This window comes from Streptomyces sp. FXJ1.172 (assembly GCF_001636945.3).
Classification (GTDB): domain Bacteria; phylum Actinomycetota; class Actinomycetes; order Streptomycetales; family Streptomycetaceae; genus Streptomyces.
Genome location: NZ_CP119133.2, coordinates 1,714,886 through 1,728,549, shown reverse-complemented (window position 1 = coordinate 1,728,549; position 13,664 = coordinate 1,714,886). Strand labels below are relative to the sequence as shown.

Annotated in this window: 14 protein-coding genes; 6 read left to right on the top strand and 8 right to left on the bottom strand. The window is 74.2% G+C overall.

What is annotated here, in order from left to right:
- Positions 1-190 precede the first annotated feature (190 nt).
- Positions 191-1,444: an extracellular solute-binding protein gene (locus A6P39_RS07765; protein ID WP_067043301.1), complete on the top strand. Its 1,254-nt coding sequence runs from the start codon at positions 191-193 to the stop codon at positions 1,442-1,444.
- 13 nt (positions 1,445-1,457) lie between these two features.
- Here the strand turns inward: A6P39_RS07765 and egtD are convergent, their stop codons facing one another.
- From egtD to egtA, 4 genes are read right to left on the bottom strand one after another with little or no spacing between them, the layout of a single operon-like run.
- Positions 1,458-2,417, bottom strand: coding sequence for an L-histidine N(alpha)-methyltransferase (egtD, locus tag A6P39_RS07760; RefSeq protein WP_067043302.1), 960 nt, complete (start codon positions 2,415-2,417; stop codon positions 1,458-1,460).
- Positions 2,414-3,193 (bottom strand): ergothioneine biosynthesis protein EgtC, encoded by a 780-nt coding sequence (egtC, locus tag A6P39_RS07755; RefSeq protein WP_067043305.1) that lies wholly within the window; start codon positions 3,191-3,193, stop codon positions 2,414-2,416. Before egtC ends, egtD begins: the two co-directional genes overlap by 4 nt.
- Positions 3,193-4,539 carry an ergothioneine biosynthesis protein EgtB gene (gene egtB / locus A6P39_RS07750; protein ID WP_067043308.1) on the bottom strand — a complete coding sequence of 449 codons (1,347 nt, stop codon included), beginning with the start codon at positions 4,537-4,539 and terminating at the stop codon, positions 3,193-3,195. The genes egtC and egtB overlap by 1 nt, the downstream gene beginning before the upstream one ends.
- Complete coding sequence (egtA, locus tag A6P39_RS07745; protein WP_067043400.1) at positions 4,536-5,876, bottom strand: ergothioneine biosynthesis glutamate--cysteine ligase EgtA; 1,341 nt, start codon at positions 5,874-5,876, stop codon at positions 4,536-4,538. The genes egtB and egtA overlap by 4 nt, the downstream gene beginning before the upstream one ends.
- Before the next feature lie 275 nt (positions 5,877-6,151).
- Here egtA and A6P39_RS07740 point away from each other — a divergent pair, with 275 nt between their 5' ends.
- A complete protein-coding gene (locus A6P39_RS07740) occupies positions 6,152-7,033 on the top strand; it encodes a TIGR02452 family protein (protein WP_067043311.1) in 882 nt (293 codons plus the stop codon).
- Here A6P39_RS07740 and A6P39_RS07735 read toward each other — a convergent pair.
- Both A6P39_RS07735 and A6P39_RS07730 read right to left on the bottom strand, forming a co-directional pair.
- Positions 7,018-7,464 (bottom strand): type II toxin-antitoxin system PemK/MazF family toxin, encoded by a 447-nt coding sequence (locus A6P39_RS07735; protein ID WP_067043314.1) that lies wholly within the window; start codon positions 7,462-7,464, stop codon positions 7,018-7,020. The two genes, A6P39_RS07740 and A6P39_RS07735, sit on opposite strands and share 16 nt — an antisense overlap.
- Before the next feature lie 111 nt (positions 7,465-7,575).
- Positions 7,576-7,989: a hypothetical protein gene (locus tag A6P39_RS07730; RefSeq protein ID WP_067043403.1), complete on the bottom strand. Its 414-nt coding sequence runs from the start codon at positions 7,987-7,989 to the stop codon at positions 7,576-7,578.
- 119 nt (positions 7,990-8,108) lie between these two features.
- On the opposite strand from A6P39_RS07730, the gene A6P39_RS07725 reads away from it, so the two are divergent.
- Both A6P39_RS07725 and A6P39_RS07720 read left to right on the top strand, forming a co-directional pair.
- On the top strand, positions 8,109-8,849 hold the full coding sequence (locus tag A6P39_RS07725) for a helix-turn-helix transcriptional regulator (protein WP_067043318.1): 741 nt from the start codon (positions 8,109-8,111) through the stop codon (positions 8,847-8,849).
- An 84-nt stretch (positions 8,850-8,933) separates the two neighbouring features.
- Complete coding sequence (locus A6P39_RS07720) at positions 8,934-9,362, top strand: hypothetical protein (protein ID WP_067043321.1); 429 nt, start codon at positions 8,934-8,936, stop codon at positions 9,360-9,362.
- A 124-nt stretch (positions 9,363-9,486) separates the two neighbouring features.
- Here A6P39_RS07720 and A6P39_RS07715 read toward each other — a convergent pair whose 3' ends face one another.
- The gene (locus A6P39_RS07715) at positions 9,487-10,908 is read right to left on the bottom strand and encodes an amidase (protein WP_067043324.1); all 1,422 of its coding nucleotides are present in this window, start codon (positions 10,906-10,908) and stop codon (positions 9,487-9,489) included.
- A 164-nt stretch (positions 10,909-11,072) separates the two neighbouring features.
- On the bottom strand, positions 11,073-11,636 hold the full coding sequence (locus A6P39_RS07710; protein WP_067043327.1) for an NADPH-dependent FMN reductase: 564 nt from the start codon (positions 11,634-11,636) through the stop codon (positions 11,073-11,075).
- Between the two features lie 98 nt (positions 11,637-11,734).
- Between A6P39_RS07710 and A6P39_RS07705 the strand changes: the two genes are divergently transcribed.
- Positions 11,735-12,418, top strand: coding sequence for a TetR/AcrR family transcriptional regulator (locus A6P39_RS07705; RefSeq protein WP_199840754.1), 684 nt, complete (start codon positions 11,735-11,737; stop codon positions 12,416-12,418).
- Positions 12,419-12,608: 190 nt separating this feature from the next.
- Positions 12,609-13,622, top strand: a complete 1,014-nt coding sequence (locus A6P39_RS07700; protein WP_199840756.1) for a LacI family DNA-binding transcriptional regulator — start codon at positions 12,609-12,611, stop codon at positions 13,620-13,622.
- Positions 13,623-13,664 lie beyond the last annotated feature (42 nt).

Here is a 13,664-nt window from a genome sequence, read left to right as displayed (position 1 = left end):
GGCCACCCTCCACCGTGCCGCATCCCCGCCCCGACCGCACGGCGTCCCCGGACTACCGCTGGTAGGCCTTGACCTCCGCATTGGTCCATACCAAAATCCAGCACACCCGTACGAGCGCCCGTGCTCGGCCCCCCCCACGTCGGGCCCCCACACCTGTCCGCACCCCATGCCAGACAGAACAGGAGCCCTCGTGAGACCTCGTCTGCTCGCCCTCGTCTGTGCCACCGGCTGCCTCGTGAGCGCCTGCGGGATGCTCCCGGGCGGGCACGAGCGCAAGACCGTCACCGTGTGGCTGATGAAGGACAGCGCTTCCGGGGAGTTCCTGCAGCGCTTCACCGAGGACTTCGAACGCACCCACAAGGACCTGCGCCTCGACATCCGCATCCAGCAGTGGACCGGCATCGTCGAGAAGGTCCGCGCGGCGCTCAAGGACGGCACCGGAAAGGGCCCCGACGTCATCGAGGTCGGCAACACCCAGGTGCCGCTGTACGCCGACGGCGGCCGGCTCGCCGATCTCACGCTGGAGTCGATGCGCGACTGGGGCAAGGACGCCTGGCTGCCCGGCCTCGCCGAGCCCGGCAAGGACGGCAGCGCACAGTACGGCATCCCCTGGTACGCGGCCAACCGCGTCGTCATCTACCGCAAGGACCTGTTCGAGGCGGCCGGCATCACCCGCCCGCCGAGGACCCGCGAGGAGTGGCTCGCCGACACCGGGAAGCTCAACACCGGCGAAAACCAGGGCATTTACCTCGCCGGACAGGACTGGTACACACTCTCCGGCTTCATCTGGGACGAGGGCGGCGACCTCGCCGTGCAGCAGGACTACGAGTGGAAGGGCAGCCTGGAGACCCCGGCCGCGCTGCGCGGCATGGAGTTCTACCGGCAACTGCAGGCCTTGGGCCGGGGCCCGGCGGGCGCCGACGAGGAGCACCCGCCCCAGGCCCAGGTGTTCGCCGGCGGCCAGGTGGCCCAGATCATCGCCGTACCCGGGCTCGCCCAGTCGATCGTGCGGCAGAACCCGGACCTGCGGGGCAAGCTGGGCTTCTTCCCGGTGCCCGGGAAGAGCGCCGCACGGCCCGGCACCGTGTTCACCGGCGGCTCCGACCTCGTCGTCCCGGGCAACACCCGGGACCAGTACGCCGCGACCGCCGTCGTCGGCGCTCTCACCGGCGCCAAGTGGGACACCGAACTCGCCCGCACCATGAACTACGTGCCCAACAAGACCACGCTGGCGGGCAGCGTCGCGGGCGAGGAGGGGGTCGCCGCCATGGCCGCGGGCGCGGCCCGGGGCCGCGCGACCCCCAGTACCCCTCAGTGGGCCGACGTCGAGGCCGACAACCCCCTCAAGCAGTACATGACCCGGGTGCTGAACGGGGCGGACCCGGCGACAGAAGCGCGCTGGGCCTCCCACCGGATCACCGAGGAGCTGACCCCGAGTCTCTGACTCGTCCGCAGCCTCATGCGGCCACGCTCAGCGAGAGCGCGAACCGGTCCTCGGAGTCCGTCCACCAGTGGGTCAGCTCCAGTCCGGCATCGGCCAGTTCGGTGCTCACTCCGTCCCGGCGGAACTTCGCCGACACCTCGGTGCGCAGCTCCTCGCCGGCCGCGAAGTCCACGGCGAGGCCCAGCGCGGGCACCTTCACGGTCTGTGCGACACGGGAGCGCAGCCGCATCTCGATCCACTCGCGCTCGGCGTCCCACAGGGCCACGTGGTCGAAGGCGTCCGGATCGAAGTCGGCGCCCAGCTCACGGTCGACGACGGCCAGCACGTTCTTGTTGAACGCGGCCGTCACTCCGGCCGCGTCGTCGTACGCCCGCACCAGCACCCGCTCGTCCTTGACCAGGTCGGTGCCGAGCAGCAGCCCGTCGCCCGGTGCCAGCAGGGAGCGCACGGAGGCAAGGAACTTCGCGCGCTCGTCGGGCAGGAGATTGCCGATCGTGCCGCCGAGGAAGGCCACCAGCCGGGGCCCGGGCGTGGCGGGCAGGTCCAGCGGCGCGGTGAAGTCGGCGATCAGGGCGTGGACCTCGAGGTCCGGGCGCTGTTCGACGAGCGCCTGCCCGGCCTGGACGAGGGCGCTCTCGCTGACGTCGACCGGGACGTACACCGCGGGCGCGAGCGCGTCGAGGAGGTAGCGGGTCTTCTCCGAGGAGCCCGAGCCGAGTTCGACCAGCGTGCGGGCACCGCTCGCCGCGGCGATCTCGCCGGACCGGGTGGCCAGGATCTCCCGCTCGGCGCGGGTGGGGTAGTACTCGGGCAACTCGGTGATCCGCTCGAACAGTTCGCTGCCGCGCGCGTCGTAGAACCACTTCGGTGGCAGCCACTTGGGGCGGACGGTGAGGCCGTGCAGGACGTCGGCGCGCAGCGCGGCGTCCGTCGTGTCCTCGGGGAGGGTGCGGGTGACATGAAGGGGGCTCACGTACAGGGCTCCTTGGATGGTGCGGCCGCCGGTTCCTCCAGCGGGGCGAGCAGCACGCCGGCGCGGCTCGCGGTGAGCACGGTGCGGTCGGGGACCTCCTGCCAGAGCGGGTCGTCGTCGTACGGCTCGGAGGCGACGACCGCGCTGTGGCCGGGCTCGGTGCGGTACCAGAGGCTGTCGCCCCAGGTGGTGGCGGCGATCGTGACGCCGTCCGTCAGCAGCAGGTTGAGCCGGGAGGCGGGCGCCGCCCCGGCCAGCCGGCGAACCGCTTCGGCAAGGGCCTGCCCCGGCTCGTCGCCCGAGCGCAGCCGGTGCAGGACCAGTGCCCAGACGAACGCCGAGTCGGTACGGGCCTCGAGCGTCAGCAGATCGACCGGGGGCAGCGCGGACACCAGCGGGGCCGCCGAGTCCGGCCAGCCCGCGACGGCGCCGTTGTGGCTGAACAGCCAGTGCCCCGAGGCGAAGGGTGCCGCGGCCGCCTCGCCGTCCGCGGTCGCGGCCGTCGCGTCCCGCACGGCGGCGAGCAGGGCGCCCGTGCGCACCACCCGGCCCAGATCGGTGAAGGACACGTCGGCCCAGACCGGCCCGGCCCGCCGGTACCGCGCCGGGACCGGATCGTCGGGGGCGTACCAGCCCACTCCGAAACCGTCGGCGTTGACCGTCCCGGAAGCCTGCCGCTGCGGCGCCCACGACTGGTGCACCAGGCTGTGCGCCGGCTCCACGAGGATCCGGCCCAGTGGCGTCTCGGGTCCCACGTACGCGATATGACGGCACATCAGGCGGCCTCCGAACGCGCGGTGCGGAACCCGGAGAAGATCTGCCGCCGGACCGGGTAGTCCCAGTTGCGGAAGGTGCCCCGGCAGGCCACCGGGTCCACCGCGAACGAGCCGCCGCGCAGCACCTTGTACTCGGGGCCGAAGAACACCTGCGAGTACTCCTTGTACGGAAAGGCCTGGAAGCCGGGGTACGGCAGCAGGTCGCTGGCTGTCCACTCCCACACGTCCCCGATCAATTGCCGTACACCGAGCGGGGATTCACCGGCCGGATGGCTCCCGGCGGGTGCCGGGCCGAGGTGGCGCTGGCCCAGGTTGGCGTGCTCGGGCGCCGGGTCGGCGTCGCCCCACGGGTAGCGTCGCGAGCGGCCGGTGGCCGGGTCGTGCCGGGCGGCCTTCTCCCACTCCGCCTCGCTGGGCAGCCGGCGCCCGGCCCAGCGGGCGTAGGCGTCGGCCTCGTACCAGCACACGTGCAGCACCGGTTCGTCCGGCGGGACCGGCTCGGTGACCCCGAACCGGCGGCGCAGCCACCGGCCGCCCTCCCGGTGCCAGAACAGCGGTGCCGTGATCGAGTGCTGCCTGATGTGCGCCCAGCCGTCCGGGGCCCACCAGCGCTCGGTGTCGTACCCGCCGTCCTCGATGAACGTCTGGTACGCCGCGTTCGTCACCGCGGTGGTGTCGATCCAGTACGGCGCCACCTCCCGTACGTGCGCGGGGCGTTCGTTGTCCAGCGCCCACGGCTCGGACGAGGTGCCCATCGTGAACGGGCCGCCGGGCACGAGGACTTCGGCCGGACCGGTGAACGGCGGTGCCGGCTCGGGGTCGGGGGCGGTCAGTGCCCGCGGCCCCCTTCTGAGCTGATGGGTGATCAGCATGGTTTCGTCGTGCTGCTGTTCGTGCTGGGCGATCATTCCGAAGGCGAAGCCGGCCTCGGTCAGCCGGGAGCCGTGGAAGTCGGCGCCTGCCAGCAGGTCCATGACCCGGCCGCGCACCTCGGCCGCGTACGCGCGCGCCTCGGCGGGCGGCAGCAGCGGCAGCGAGGGGCGCTCGGAGCGCGGGTGCTCGAAGGCGTCGTAGAGGCCGTCGATCTCGGGCCGCATCGCCTCCCGGCCGCCGACCGCCCGCAGCAGCCACATCTCCTCCTGGTTGCCGATGTGGGCGAGGTCCCACACCAGCGGGGACATCAGCGGGGAGTGCTGGGCGGTCAGGTCCGGGTCCTCGACACAGGTGGTCAGCAGCGTGGTGCGGTCACGGGCGGTCAGGAGCGAGGCGAGCGCGCGCTCCCGCAGCGCCTCGGTGTCCGGTTCGGCCGTGCCGGCGGCGAAGGCGCCGCTCTCGGGGGCGGTCATGTGCGGATGTCCTTCCTCCGGCGGTCGGTGGGGGTGCCCCCGGTACTGCCGGGCCGTGCCGGGTCCGGGCCGCGCCGCAGGTCCAGCAGGTCGTCGGCCGGGCAGCGGCCCCGGGCGACGTAGCGGTCCCGGAACGCGGCCACCGCGCCGGTCACTTCGGCGGTGGCCCCGAGCCGGGGCAGCGCCTCCAGCGCCGCCGCGAAACACACGGCGGCCGCCTCGCGCAGCTCCGGGTCGGCGAGACCGTGCCGGGCCGCGTCGGTCCACAGCGGGTTGTGCGGGGCCGGCAGGTCCAGGGCCCGCTCCGCAAGGGGCTTCACGGTCCGGTACGCCGTCTCGGCGGCCTCCGGGTCGTCGAACAGCGCCGCCGTCACCGCGAGCGGCACGATCCAGCCGTCCTCGCCCGGCTGCGCGTCGATCATGCGCAGCTCCAGGTGGCCGCGCGGGCGGACGGGCGGGAACAGCGTGGTCAGGTGGTAGTCGAGGTCGGCCCGGGTGGGCGGCCGGGGTGAGCGGGTGCGCGTCCACTCCCGGAAGGTGAGCCCTTCGGGCACCTCCCACGGTCCGCTCTCGCGGCGGACGCACATCACCGGCGAGTCCAGCACGTGCCGGGCCCAGGCGGCCCGGGGGCCGCCGTCCAGCCGGGGAGCGCCCGCGCGGCCCGCGCCGATCTGCATCCACAGCAGCTGCCGGGTGGACAGCCAGCCAGTCGGTTCCTGCCCCATCAGCGGGGAGTTGGCGAAAGCGGCCACCAGGACCGGGCCCAGGTGATGCGCCAGCCACCAGCGCCGCACGTGTCCGAGCGGGCCGGGCTCCTCCTGCCCGGCGTCGACACAGACCTGCACGGAGGCGGAGGCGCACATCATGTGGCGGCCGGCCGGACCGGTGCGGTCCAGGCACGTCTCCATGGCGTCGTAGCGCGGTTCGTGCAGGAACCTGCGCGGGGTGTGCCAGGGATCGTGGCCGATGCCGACGAGGGTGAGCCCGTCCTCGGCGAGGACGCCGCGCACGGTGTCCAGGTCGGCGCGGACGCTGCGGATGCACTCCATCAGGGAGGCGGCGGGGAGCGAACTCAGCTCCAGCTGGCCGCCGGGTTCGACGGTGAGCGGCGAGTGCAGGGGTACGGCCCGCAGGGCGGCGTACACCGCTCGAAGTCGTTCGGGTGTCACGGGGAGCTGCGGTGCGCGCAGCTCGTGAACCAGCCACTCCAGTTCCACACCGAGCGCGCGGGGCGGCCCGGTCTTGAAGCAGATGCCCCGGACCAGGGCCTCCACCTCGGCCTCGGTGACGGCGGTGCGGTGCTTGGTACAGTCGCCGTCGGTATTCGAGTCGGACATGTCGGGATCCTCCTGAGATTCCACCATGCCGGCGGCCCGGTCGGTCATGGCCGGGCAGGCATGCGCTCCACCCAAGACCCTCGAGCCGATTCGCACAAGGGTGCCCCCTCGGACGTTCCCGTTCGGTCATCTCCGTTTCCGTGCGCGTTCCCCGGGCCGTCGCGGGGCGGGGAAACTCCGTTGCAGCGCATCACCAGCATCGCCCAGGATGCGTGCATGAGCACGACGGGGGAGACCGCGCAGGCGGTCGCCAGGGCGTCCACGGGGGTGGCGCCGTGAGCGCGCGCCTGCGCGGGATCGCCGCGGAGACGGAACGGATCGTGGCCGCGGGCCGGTACCGCGCGCCGGACGGCCGGGAGGTGTCCCTCGGGGCGGACATCGAGGCCGCCCGGGCGGGGACGCGGATGTTCGGACCGGAACCGGTCCCCGTACGGCAACCGGGTGACGCCCGGGCCACGGAGGAAGCCGCCGCCGAAGGCACCGTCTTCGAGGTCACCGGTGAGAGCAGCCTGGAAGCCGCCCGCCGGCTGGCCGGTGCACCCGTCGCGGTCCTGAACTTCGCCTCGGCCCGCAATCCCGGCGGCGGCTACCTCAACGGCGCGCAGGCCCAGGAGGAGGCCCTGTGCCGCGCCTCGGCGCTGTACACCTGCCTGCTCACGGCCCGCTCCTTCTACGATCACCACCGCGCCGACCGCGACCCGTTCTACACGCACCGGGTGATTCACTCACCAGCCGTCCCGGTCTTCCGTGACGACCGGGGCCGGCTGCTGGCCGAACCGTTTCGCGCGGGCTTCCTGACCGCCGCCGCCCCCAACGCGGGCGTCGTACGGCGTACGGCACCCGAGCGCGCCACCGGTCTGCCGGGCGCCCTCGCGGTGCGTGCCGAGCGGGTGCTGGAGACGGCCGCCGCCCACGGCTACCGCCGGCTGGTGCTCGGTGCCTGGGGCTGCGGAGTGTTCCAGAACGACCCGGCCGAGGTCGCGGGCGCCTTCCGGGCGCTGCTCGGCCCCGGCGGCCGGTTCGCCCGCACCTTCGACCACGTGGTGTTCGGGGTGCTGGACCGCACCCCGGGGGCGACGGTGCGGGAGGCGTTCGCCCGCGCGTTCGCGCAGTCCCGGCAGCAGCGGGTGCCGCAGGGCGGTCAGGTCCAGCCGTAGCGCTCGTGCAGCCGCCGGCGGACCAGGTCGAACCGCCCCCGGTCCAGCGCGCACGCCTCGCGGCGCATGCCCTCCTCGTGCAGCCGCAGCACCCGGTCCACGTCCACCCAGGAGTCCCGGTCCGAGCGGTCCCACGGCCCGCTGCCGATCGCCACGTAGTCCCGGTCGCCGTCGTGCCGCTTGCTGGTCAGCTGCACGGCGAGGAAGGTGCCCGCCGCCTCCCGGGCGACGACCAGCACCGGGCGGTCCTTGCCCCGGCCGTCGTGCTCCTCGAACGGCACCCAGGTCCACACGATCTCGCCCGGGTCGGGGTCGCCGTCGTGGGCCGGGGAGTACTCGGTGCGCACCCGGCCGACCTCGCGCGGGTCCGCCTCGGTGGTGGCGTGGGGGCCGTACCGGCCGGGGACGTTCTCTTCGGTAAACGTGCTCACGGGGGCACCTTAGCGGTCGTCCGGCGCCGGGCAACGGGCGCCCGTCGTGCGGGTGTTGCACAGGTGCGGTGAGGGTGCGCGGAAGGGGGCGGGCCCGCCGGGCGGGGCCGGTCAGGAATCGGGGCGGGTGCCGATCCGCATGCCGGGGCGGCGGCGGTGCACGGTCACGTACGTCAGCCCGGCCGGACCGGCGGTGAGGCCGCGCGCGGCGCCGTGCGGCAGCCAGACGAGGGCGCCCTCGGCCAGCGGCTGCGGCGTGCCGGAAGGACCCGGGCCGAGCACGCCGTCACCGGCGACGACCAGGACCAGCACGTCCAGCTGTGTCTCCGTGTGGGTCTCGATCCGCCGGCCCGGAGCCAGCCGGACCACGTTGGCGTCGAGCTGCCGGCCGCTCTCGGCCAGCTTCCACACCACCCCGTCCGGCACCGGCGGGGACCCGGCCAGGTCCCGGGCGTCGCACAGCACGCGCGCACGGGCCGCCGCACCACCGGCCGGCCCGGTGCCGCTCGCGGACGGCGATGTCATCTGCTGCACCCCTCGAAGCTTCGCTCCACCACTCACCCTACAATTTACACAGGTAGGATTCGTGAAAAATAAGCGCAGGTGGAGAGGGGTCGGAGACGGGTGGAGAGGGGTGTCCGCACGTGAGCACACGCGAGAGCCCGCGGCGCCGGGAAGTGCTGGACGTGCTGCGCGCCGCACCCTCGCCCCTCGGTGTCGCGGAGACGGCGCAGCGGATGGGCGTCCACGCCAACACGGTCCGGTTCCATCTGGACGCCCTGGCCGCCGAGGGCCTGGTCGAATGCCGGACCGCACCGTCCTCGGGACCCGGCCGGCCTCGTACGGTCTACACCGCGCGCCCCGGCATGGACCGCGGCGGCACCCGTGACTACCGGCTGCTCGCCCGCGTCCTGCTCAGCCGGTGGGCGTCCGCCGACCCCGCCGAGGCGCGCGCGGAGGCGATGGAGACGGGCCGCGCCTGGGGCGGTCACCTGGTGGACCCGCCGCGCCCGTCCGAACGGCCGTCGGCCGAACGCTCGGTGGCCGTGCTCGTCGCCCTGCTGGACGACCTGGGCTTCGCCCCCCGGCCGGAAGGACAGGAAGGGCCGGAAGAAGAGGAGCCGGATGGAGGAGAGGAGCCGGATGGAGGAGAGGAGCCGGATGGACAGGAGAGCCCTGGCGGGCCGCCCGGCCGGATCCGCCTGCGGCACTGTCCCTTCCTCGAACTCGCCGAGGAGTACGGCCGGTTGGTCTGTCCGCTCCATCTCGGTCTGATGCAGGGCGCGTTGGCCCGGCTGGGCTCCCCGCTGACGGCCACCGCACTGGAACCCTTCGCCGAACCGGACTCCTGCGTGGCCCACTTGGCCGAGGCCGACGCGGCCTGACGCACCCCGGAGCGAGCCCGGCCGCCTCGGCTTCCACCGAACCGACTCCCCCCCGCCGGCTCCGGCGGAGAAAGGCCCACGCCGATGAACGCCACGTCCGCCGCCCTCGCCGGTGCCGTCACCTTCGTCTGGCTCGGGATGGTGCTGGCGATCTCCTTCCTGGAGGCCCCGCTGAAGTTCCGCGCGCCGGGCGTGACCATTCCCGTCGGCCTGGGCATAGGCCGGCTGGTCTTCCGGGCGCTGAACGCCGTGGAGGCCGTCCTCGCGGTCGTGGTGATCGCCGCGATCGCCGCGGGCGGCGCCCCGGCATGGCTCATCGGGCCGACCGCGGCCGTCGCGGTGCTGCTCCTCGCCCAACTCACCGTCGTCCGGCCCATGCTGAACCGCCGCTCCGACCGCGTCCTCGCCGGCGAGGACCTGCCCCGCTCCCGCAGCCACCTGTGGTACGTGGCCCTCGAACTCCTCAAGGTCGCCGCACTGATCGGCTTGGGCATCGCCCTGCTCACGGTGTGACGGCTGCCGTCCGCCGGGGCCCGCAGGGGCCGTGGCCCCTCGGTCCGCAGGCGCCGCCGGTGGTGCGGGCCACGCACCGCCGTCGGCCCGGCTCAACTGCCGCGGACCACCGGGACGTACGCCCTCACACGGGCTGGGAATCCACCGCCGGCTCCGGTGGCCACAGCTCGTGCCAGTGCAGCTCCGACTCCAACTGTGCGGCGAGGCAGACCAGCCGGGGCTCGCTGCCGGCCGGGCCGAGCAGCTGGGCGCCGACTGGCAGGCCGCCGTCGACGAAGCCGGCGGGCACGTTCACGCCCGGCCAGCCCAGCACGTTCCACGGCCAGGCATAGGGACAGGCGGCGATCATCGCGCGGTCCGTGGCGAGTCCGCCCAGCCGGGACAGGGTGCCTGTCCGGGGCGGGGGAGCGGCCGTCGTGGGCGCGAGGATCACGTCGTAGGAAGCGAAGAACCGGCCGATGCGGCGGTGCAGCACCGTCTCCGCGCGCCGGGCCGCCCGCAGCGGCGCCCCGCCGAGCAGCCGGCCCATCCGGGCCGCGCCCAGGGTGCGCGGATCGAGCAGCGCCGGGTCGGGCACGTCGCGGACCCGCTCGGCGATACCGGCCGTGGCGCGCGGTACGAAGGTCAGCCCGATCGGCCCGTACGGCGGATCGGCCTCTTCGACGTCGTGCCCCAACGCGGCCAGTTGCCCGGCGACTTCGACGACCCGGGCGCGTATCTGCGGGTGCAGCCGGGCCGGCAGGGCGGTGAACGGAGGCTTCAGCGACACGGCGACGCGCAGTCGGCCCAGGTCGCGTCCGACGGCGTCCGCCACCGTGAGGGCGGACGGCCGGTGCGGGTCGCGGGCGTGGTTGCCGCTCGCCGCGTCCAGCAGCAGGGCCGCGTCGGCGACCGTGCGGGCGAGGGTGCCGTTGACCGTGATGCCCTGGAAGGACTCTCCGTGCGGCCAGGTCGAGATGCGCCCGCGCTGCGGTTTGATGCCGATCAGATGGGTCCAGGAGGCCGGGATCCGGACCGAACCGGCGCCGTCGGAGCCGAGCGCGGCGGGCACGAGCCCGGCGGCGACGGCGGCGGCGGAACCTCCGGACGAGCCGCCGGGCGTGTGCCCGGTGTGCCACGGATTGCGGGTGTCCCCGAACGCCGGCCCCTCGGTGAAGGGCCACTGACCCAGCTCACAGGTGTTCGTCTTGCCGATGATCACGGCACCGGCCGCGCGCAGCCGCCGTACCGCCTCGCCGTCCGCTGCGGCCGGCGGGAAGTCGCCGCGGCAGCCGAACGCGGTCGGCTCGCCGGCCACGTCCATGTCGTCCTTCACCGCCACCGGCACCCCGAGCAGCGGGCGCCGCACCCCGGCGGCCAGCTCCCGGTCGGCGGCCTCCGCCTCGGCGAGCGCGGCCTCGGCCCGCACGATCCGGAACGCGTTCAGCGTCGGCTGCGTGGCCTGGATCCGGGCCAGTGCCCGCTCCACCAGCGCGACGGAGGTCACCTCCCCGCCGGCGAGGGCACGTCGGCTCTCGGCGAGGCCTGGGGCGCGGTCGGGCGTCATGGGGAGTACCTCCGGGAGGCTCCGGGCACGATGTCTACCGAACGGTAACGCCCGGGCGGGGGCTGCCCTACGGGTTTCGGTCAGGCGGGCTCGACCGAGCCGCCCGCGCACGCGAAAGGGGGCCGGAGTGTGCGACTCCGGCCCCCTTTGGGGTGTGCGGCGGCTCAGGCGGCCGCGGTCTCACCCACGTTGCCGTGCAGCCGGGCGACGACCTCGGTCAGCTGGGCGGCGACCTCGGCGTCGTCCACCGGGTGGGTCTCGGCGAAACGGGTCACGGAGCCCGGGATGGAGAGCTTGATGTCCTCGATCACCTTGCCGCCGGCGATGCCCACGGCCTTGCGGGCCTCGTCCTGCGCCCATACGCCGCCGTACTGGCCGAAGGCGGTGCCGATCACGGCCACGGGCTTGCCGCCGAAGGCGCCGGCGCCGTACGGGCGGGACAGCCAGTCGATGGCGTTCTTCAGCACGGCCGGGATGGTGCCGTTGTACTCGGGGGAGAACAGCAGGAAGGCGTCGGCGGCCTGGGCGGCCTCGCGCAGCTTCGCGGCGGCGGCCGGGACGCTGCCCTCGGTGTCGATGTCCTCGTTGTAGAACGGGACGTCGGCCAGGCCCTCGAAGAGCACCACCTCGGCGCCCTCGGGAGCGAGCTTGACGGCCGCCTCGGCGAGCTGGCGGTTGTGGGAACCGGCGCGGAGGCTGCCGACGAACGCGAGGATACGGACAGACATGGGAACTCCAAGGGGCTGAAACATCGCGGTGATGATCCGGACCGAGGTCCGTTTAGTGTGTACCACTCTAAGCGGACCGCGGTCCAGTTTTCTTCCCGATGCTTTACGCTGGCGTCATGTCCGCCGCGCCGCCCCCCTTCCCGATGCCTGAGGAGCCCTTCGACGCGCCTCAGCTGCTGCAGGTCGCCCCTGTCTCCGAGGAGCCGTGCCTGCGCGCCGACGCGGCCCGCAACCGGGCCCGGCTCCTCGAGGCCGCCGCCCGCCTGATCGCCGAACACGGGGTGGCCGGGGTCACCATGGAGGCGGTGGCCGCGGCGGCCAAGGTCGGCAAGGGCACGGTGTTCCGCCGCTTCGGTGACCGCACGGGGCTGCTGATGGCCCTGCTCGACCACTCCGACCGGCGGCTCCAGGCCGACTTCCTGGGCGGGCCGCCGCCGCTGGGCCCCGGGGCGCCGCCCCTGGACCGGCTGCGCGCGTTCGGTGTGGCGGTGCTGTACCGGTCCGCCGAGCAGCTCGACCTCCAGCTGGCCGCCCAGCCGGAGCCCAGCCGTCGCTTCTCCCATCCGGCGATCGCGGCGCGGCGCACGCACATCACGATGCTGCTGCGGCAGATCGTGCCGCACGCCGACTGCGACCTGCTGGCCCAGACCCTGCTGGCCTCGCTCGACCCGGCCCTGATCCACCACCAGACCCGGCAGTGCGGTATGCCCATGGAACGCCTCGAGGCCGGCTGGACCGACCTGGTCGCCCGGGTGACCGGCACCGAACCGCCGCCGCGCTGACGGCCGCTCGGGCGTCCTGCGTGACCATCGCGGCCGGCCCCTGCGGGGCATCGGCCGGGAGCAGCTGCCGCCGCGAGCGTCCGGCCGGGCCCGCCCTCTGCTGTCCGCGAGGGCGTTCCGGTCCGGGAGAACTGGTCGAACGGTGAACCACATCGCCCCGCCCGCTCCCGGCGCCCGCCGCTCTGCCAAGATGCGGTCTGTCATGGTGCAGATACCGAACACGCCCACGAGCGCCGACGTCGCCCGCCTGGCCGGAGTCTCACGCGCGACCGTGTCCTACGTCCTCAACAACACCAGCGCCGTACGGATCAGCGAACCGACGCGCCGGCGCGTCCACGAGGCCGCGCGGGAACTGGGGTACGTGCCCCACGCCGCCGCCCGCAGCCTGCGTGCCGGACACAGCCGCATGGTCCTCATGCCCGCCCCCGCGATCCCGGCGGGACCCCTCTACAGCAGGTTCCTCAACGATCTCCAGCAGGCGCTCGGCCGCCTCGACTACACCGTCGTGCAGTACGGCACGGTCGGCCTGCACGCCGACGAGGCCGCCCGCGCCTGGGCCGAGTTGCGGCCGGTCGCCGTCCTGGTGCCCGGCGCGGAACTCGGACCGCGGGGCGTGGAGGTCCTCAAGCGCTCCGGTGCCCGGGCCGTGGTCACCCTCGGCCCCGTGCGCGTCGAGGGCGCGTACGCCCTGCTGATGGACCACGACGCGGTCGGCCACTGCGCGGGTGAGCACCTGCTGGCCCGGGGCCGCCGCCGGATCGGTGTCGTGGTGCCGGAGGAGCCCGGCCTGGAGTTCTACTCCCGGCCCCGGCTCGCCGGTGTGCGCGAGGCCGCGCGCGCCGCGGACGCGGCCGTGACGGAGCTGCCGCTCGCGTACTCGGAGCAGTCGGCCGCCCGGCTCGCGGCCCGCTGGCGGGAGTGGGGGCTGGACGCGGTGTTCGCCTACAACGACGAGTACGCGATGCTGCTCATGCGCGCCCTCCAGGACGAGGGGCTGCGCGTCCCCGAGGACGTGGCCGTGATCGGCGCCGACGACCTGATGCTCGGCCGGCTGCTGCGCCCCCGGCTCAGCACCGTCCACATCGACCTGCCCTCGGGCCGCGATCTGGCCGAACTGGTCGACCGCGCGGTGCGCGACCCCGGCGGTGAGCCGGAGGTGCGCACCGTACTGGGGGCCTCGGTGATCCCGCGCGAGTCCAGCTGATCGCGCCGCCGGGGCCCCGGCCCGCGGGTCCCGTCCGGTCGC

Excerpts from the sequence above, each read along its gene's own strand:
- egtC (WP_067043305.1), bottom strand. The coding sequence starts at position 3,193 with ATGTGCCGTCATATCGCGTACGTGGGACCCGAGACGCCACTGGGCCGG.
- A6P39_RS07715 (WP_067043324.1), bottom strand. The coding sequence starts at position 10,908 with ATGACGCCCGACCGCGCCCCAGGCCTCGCCGAGAGCCGACGTGCCCTC.
- A6P39_RS07705 (WP_199840754.1), top strand. The coding sequence starts at position 11,735 with ATGCTTTACGCTGGCGTCATGTCCGCCGCGCCGCCCCCCTTCCCGATG.
- A6P39_RS07700 (WP_199840756.1), top strand. The coding sequence starts at position 12,609 with ATGCGGTCTGTCATGGTGCAGATACCGAACACGCCCACGAGCGCCGAC.
- A6P39_RS07730 (WP_067043403.1), bottom strand. The coding sequence starts at position 7,989 with ATGACATCGCCGTCCGCGAGCGGCACCGGGCCGGCCGGTGGTGCGGCG.
- egtB (WP_067043308.1), bottom strand. The coding sequence starts at position 4,539 with ATGACCGCCCCCGAGAGCGGCGCCTTCGCCGCCGGCACGGCCGAACCG.
- A6P39_RS07710 (WP_067043327.1), bottom strand. The coding sequence starts at position 11,636 with ATGTCTGTCCGTATCCTCGCGTTCGTCGGCAGCCTCCGCGCCGGTTCC.
- A6P39_RS07720 (WP_067043321.1), top strand. The coding sequence starts at position 8,934 with ATGAACGCCACGTCCGCCGCCCTCGCCGGTGCCGTCACCTTCGTCTGG.
- egtA (WP_067043400.1), bottom strand. The coding sequence starts at position 5,876 with ATGTCCGACTCGAATACCGACGGCGACTGTACCAAGCACCGCACCGCC.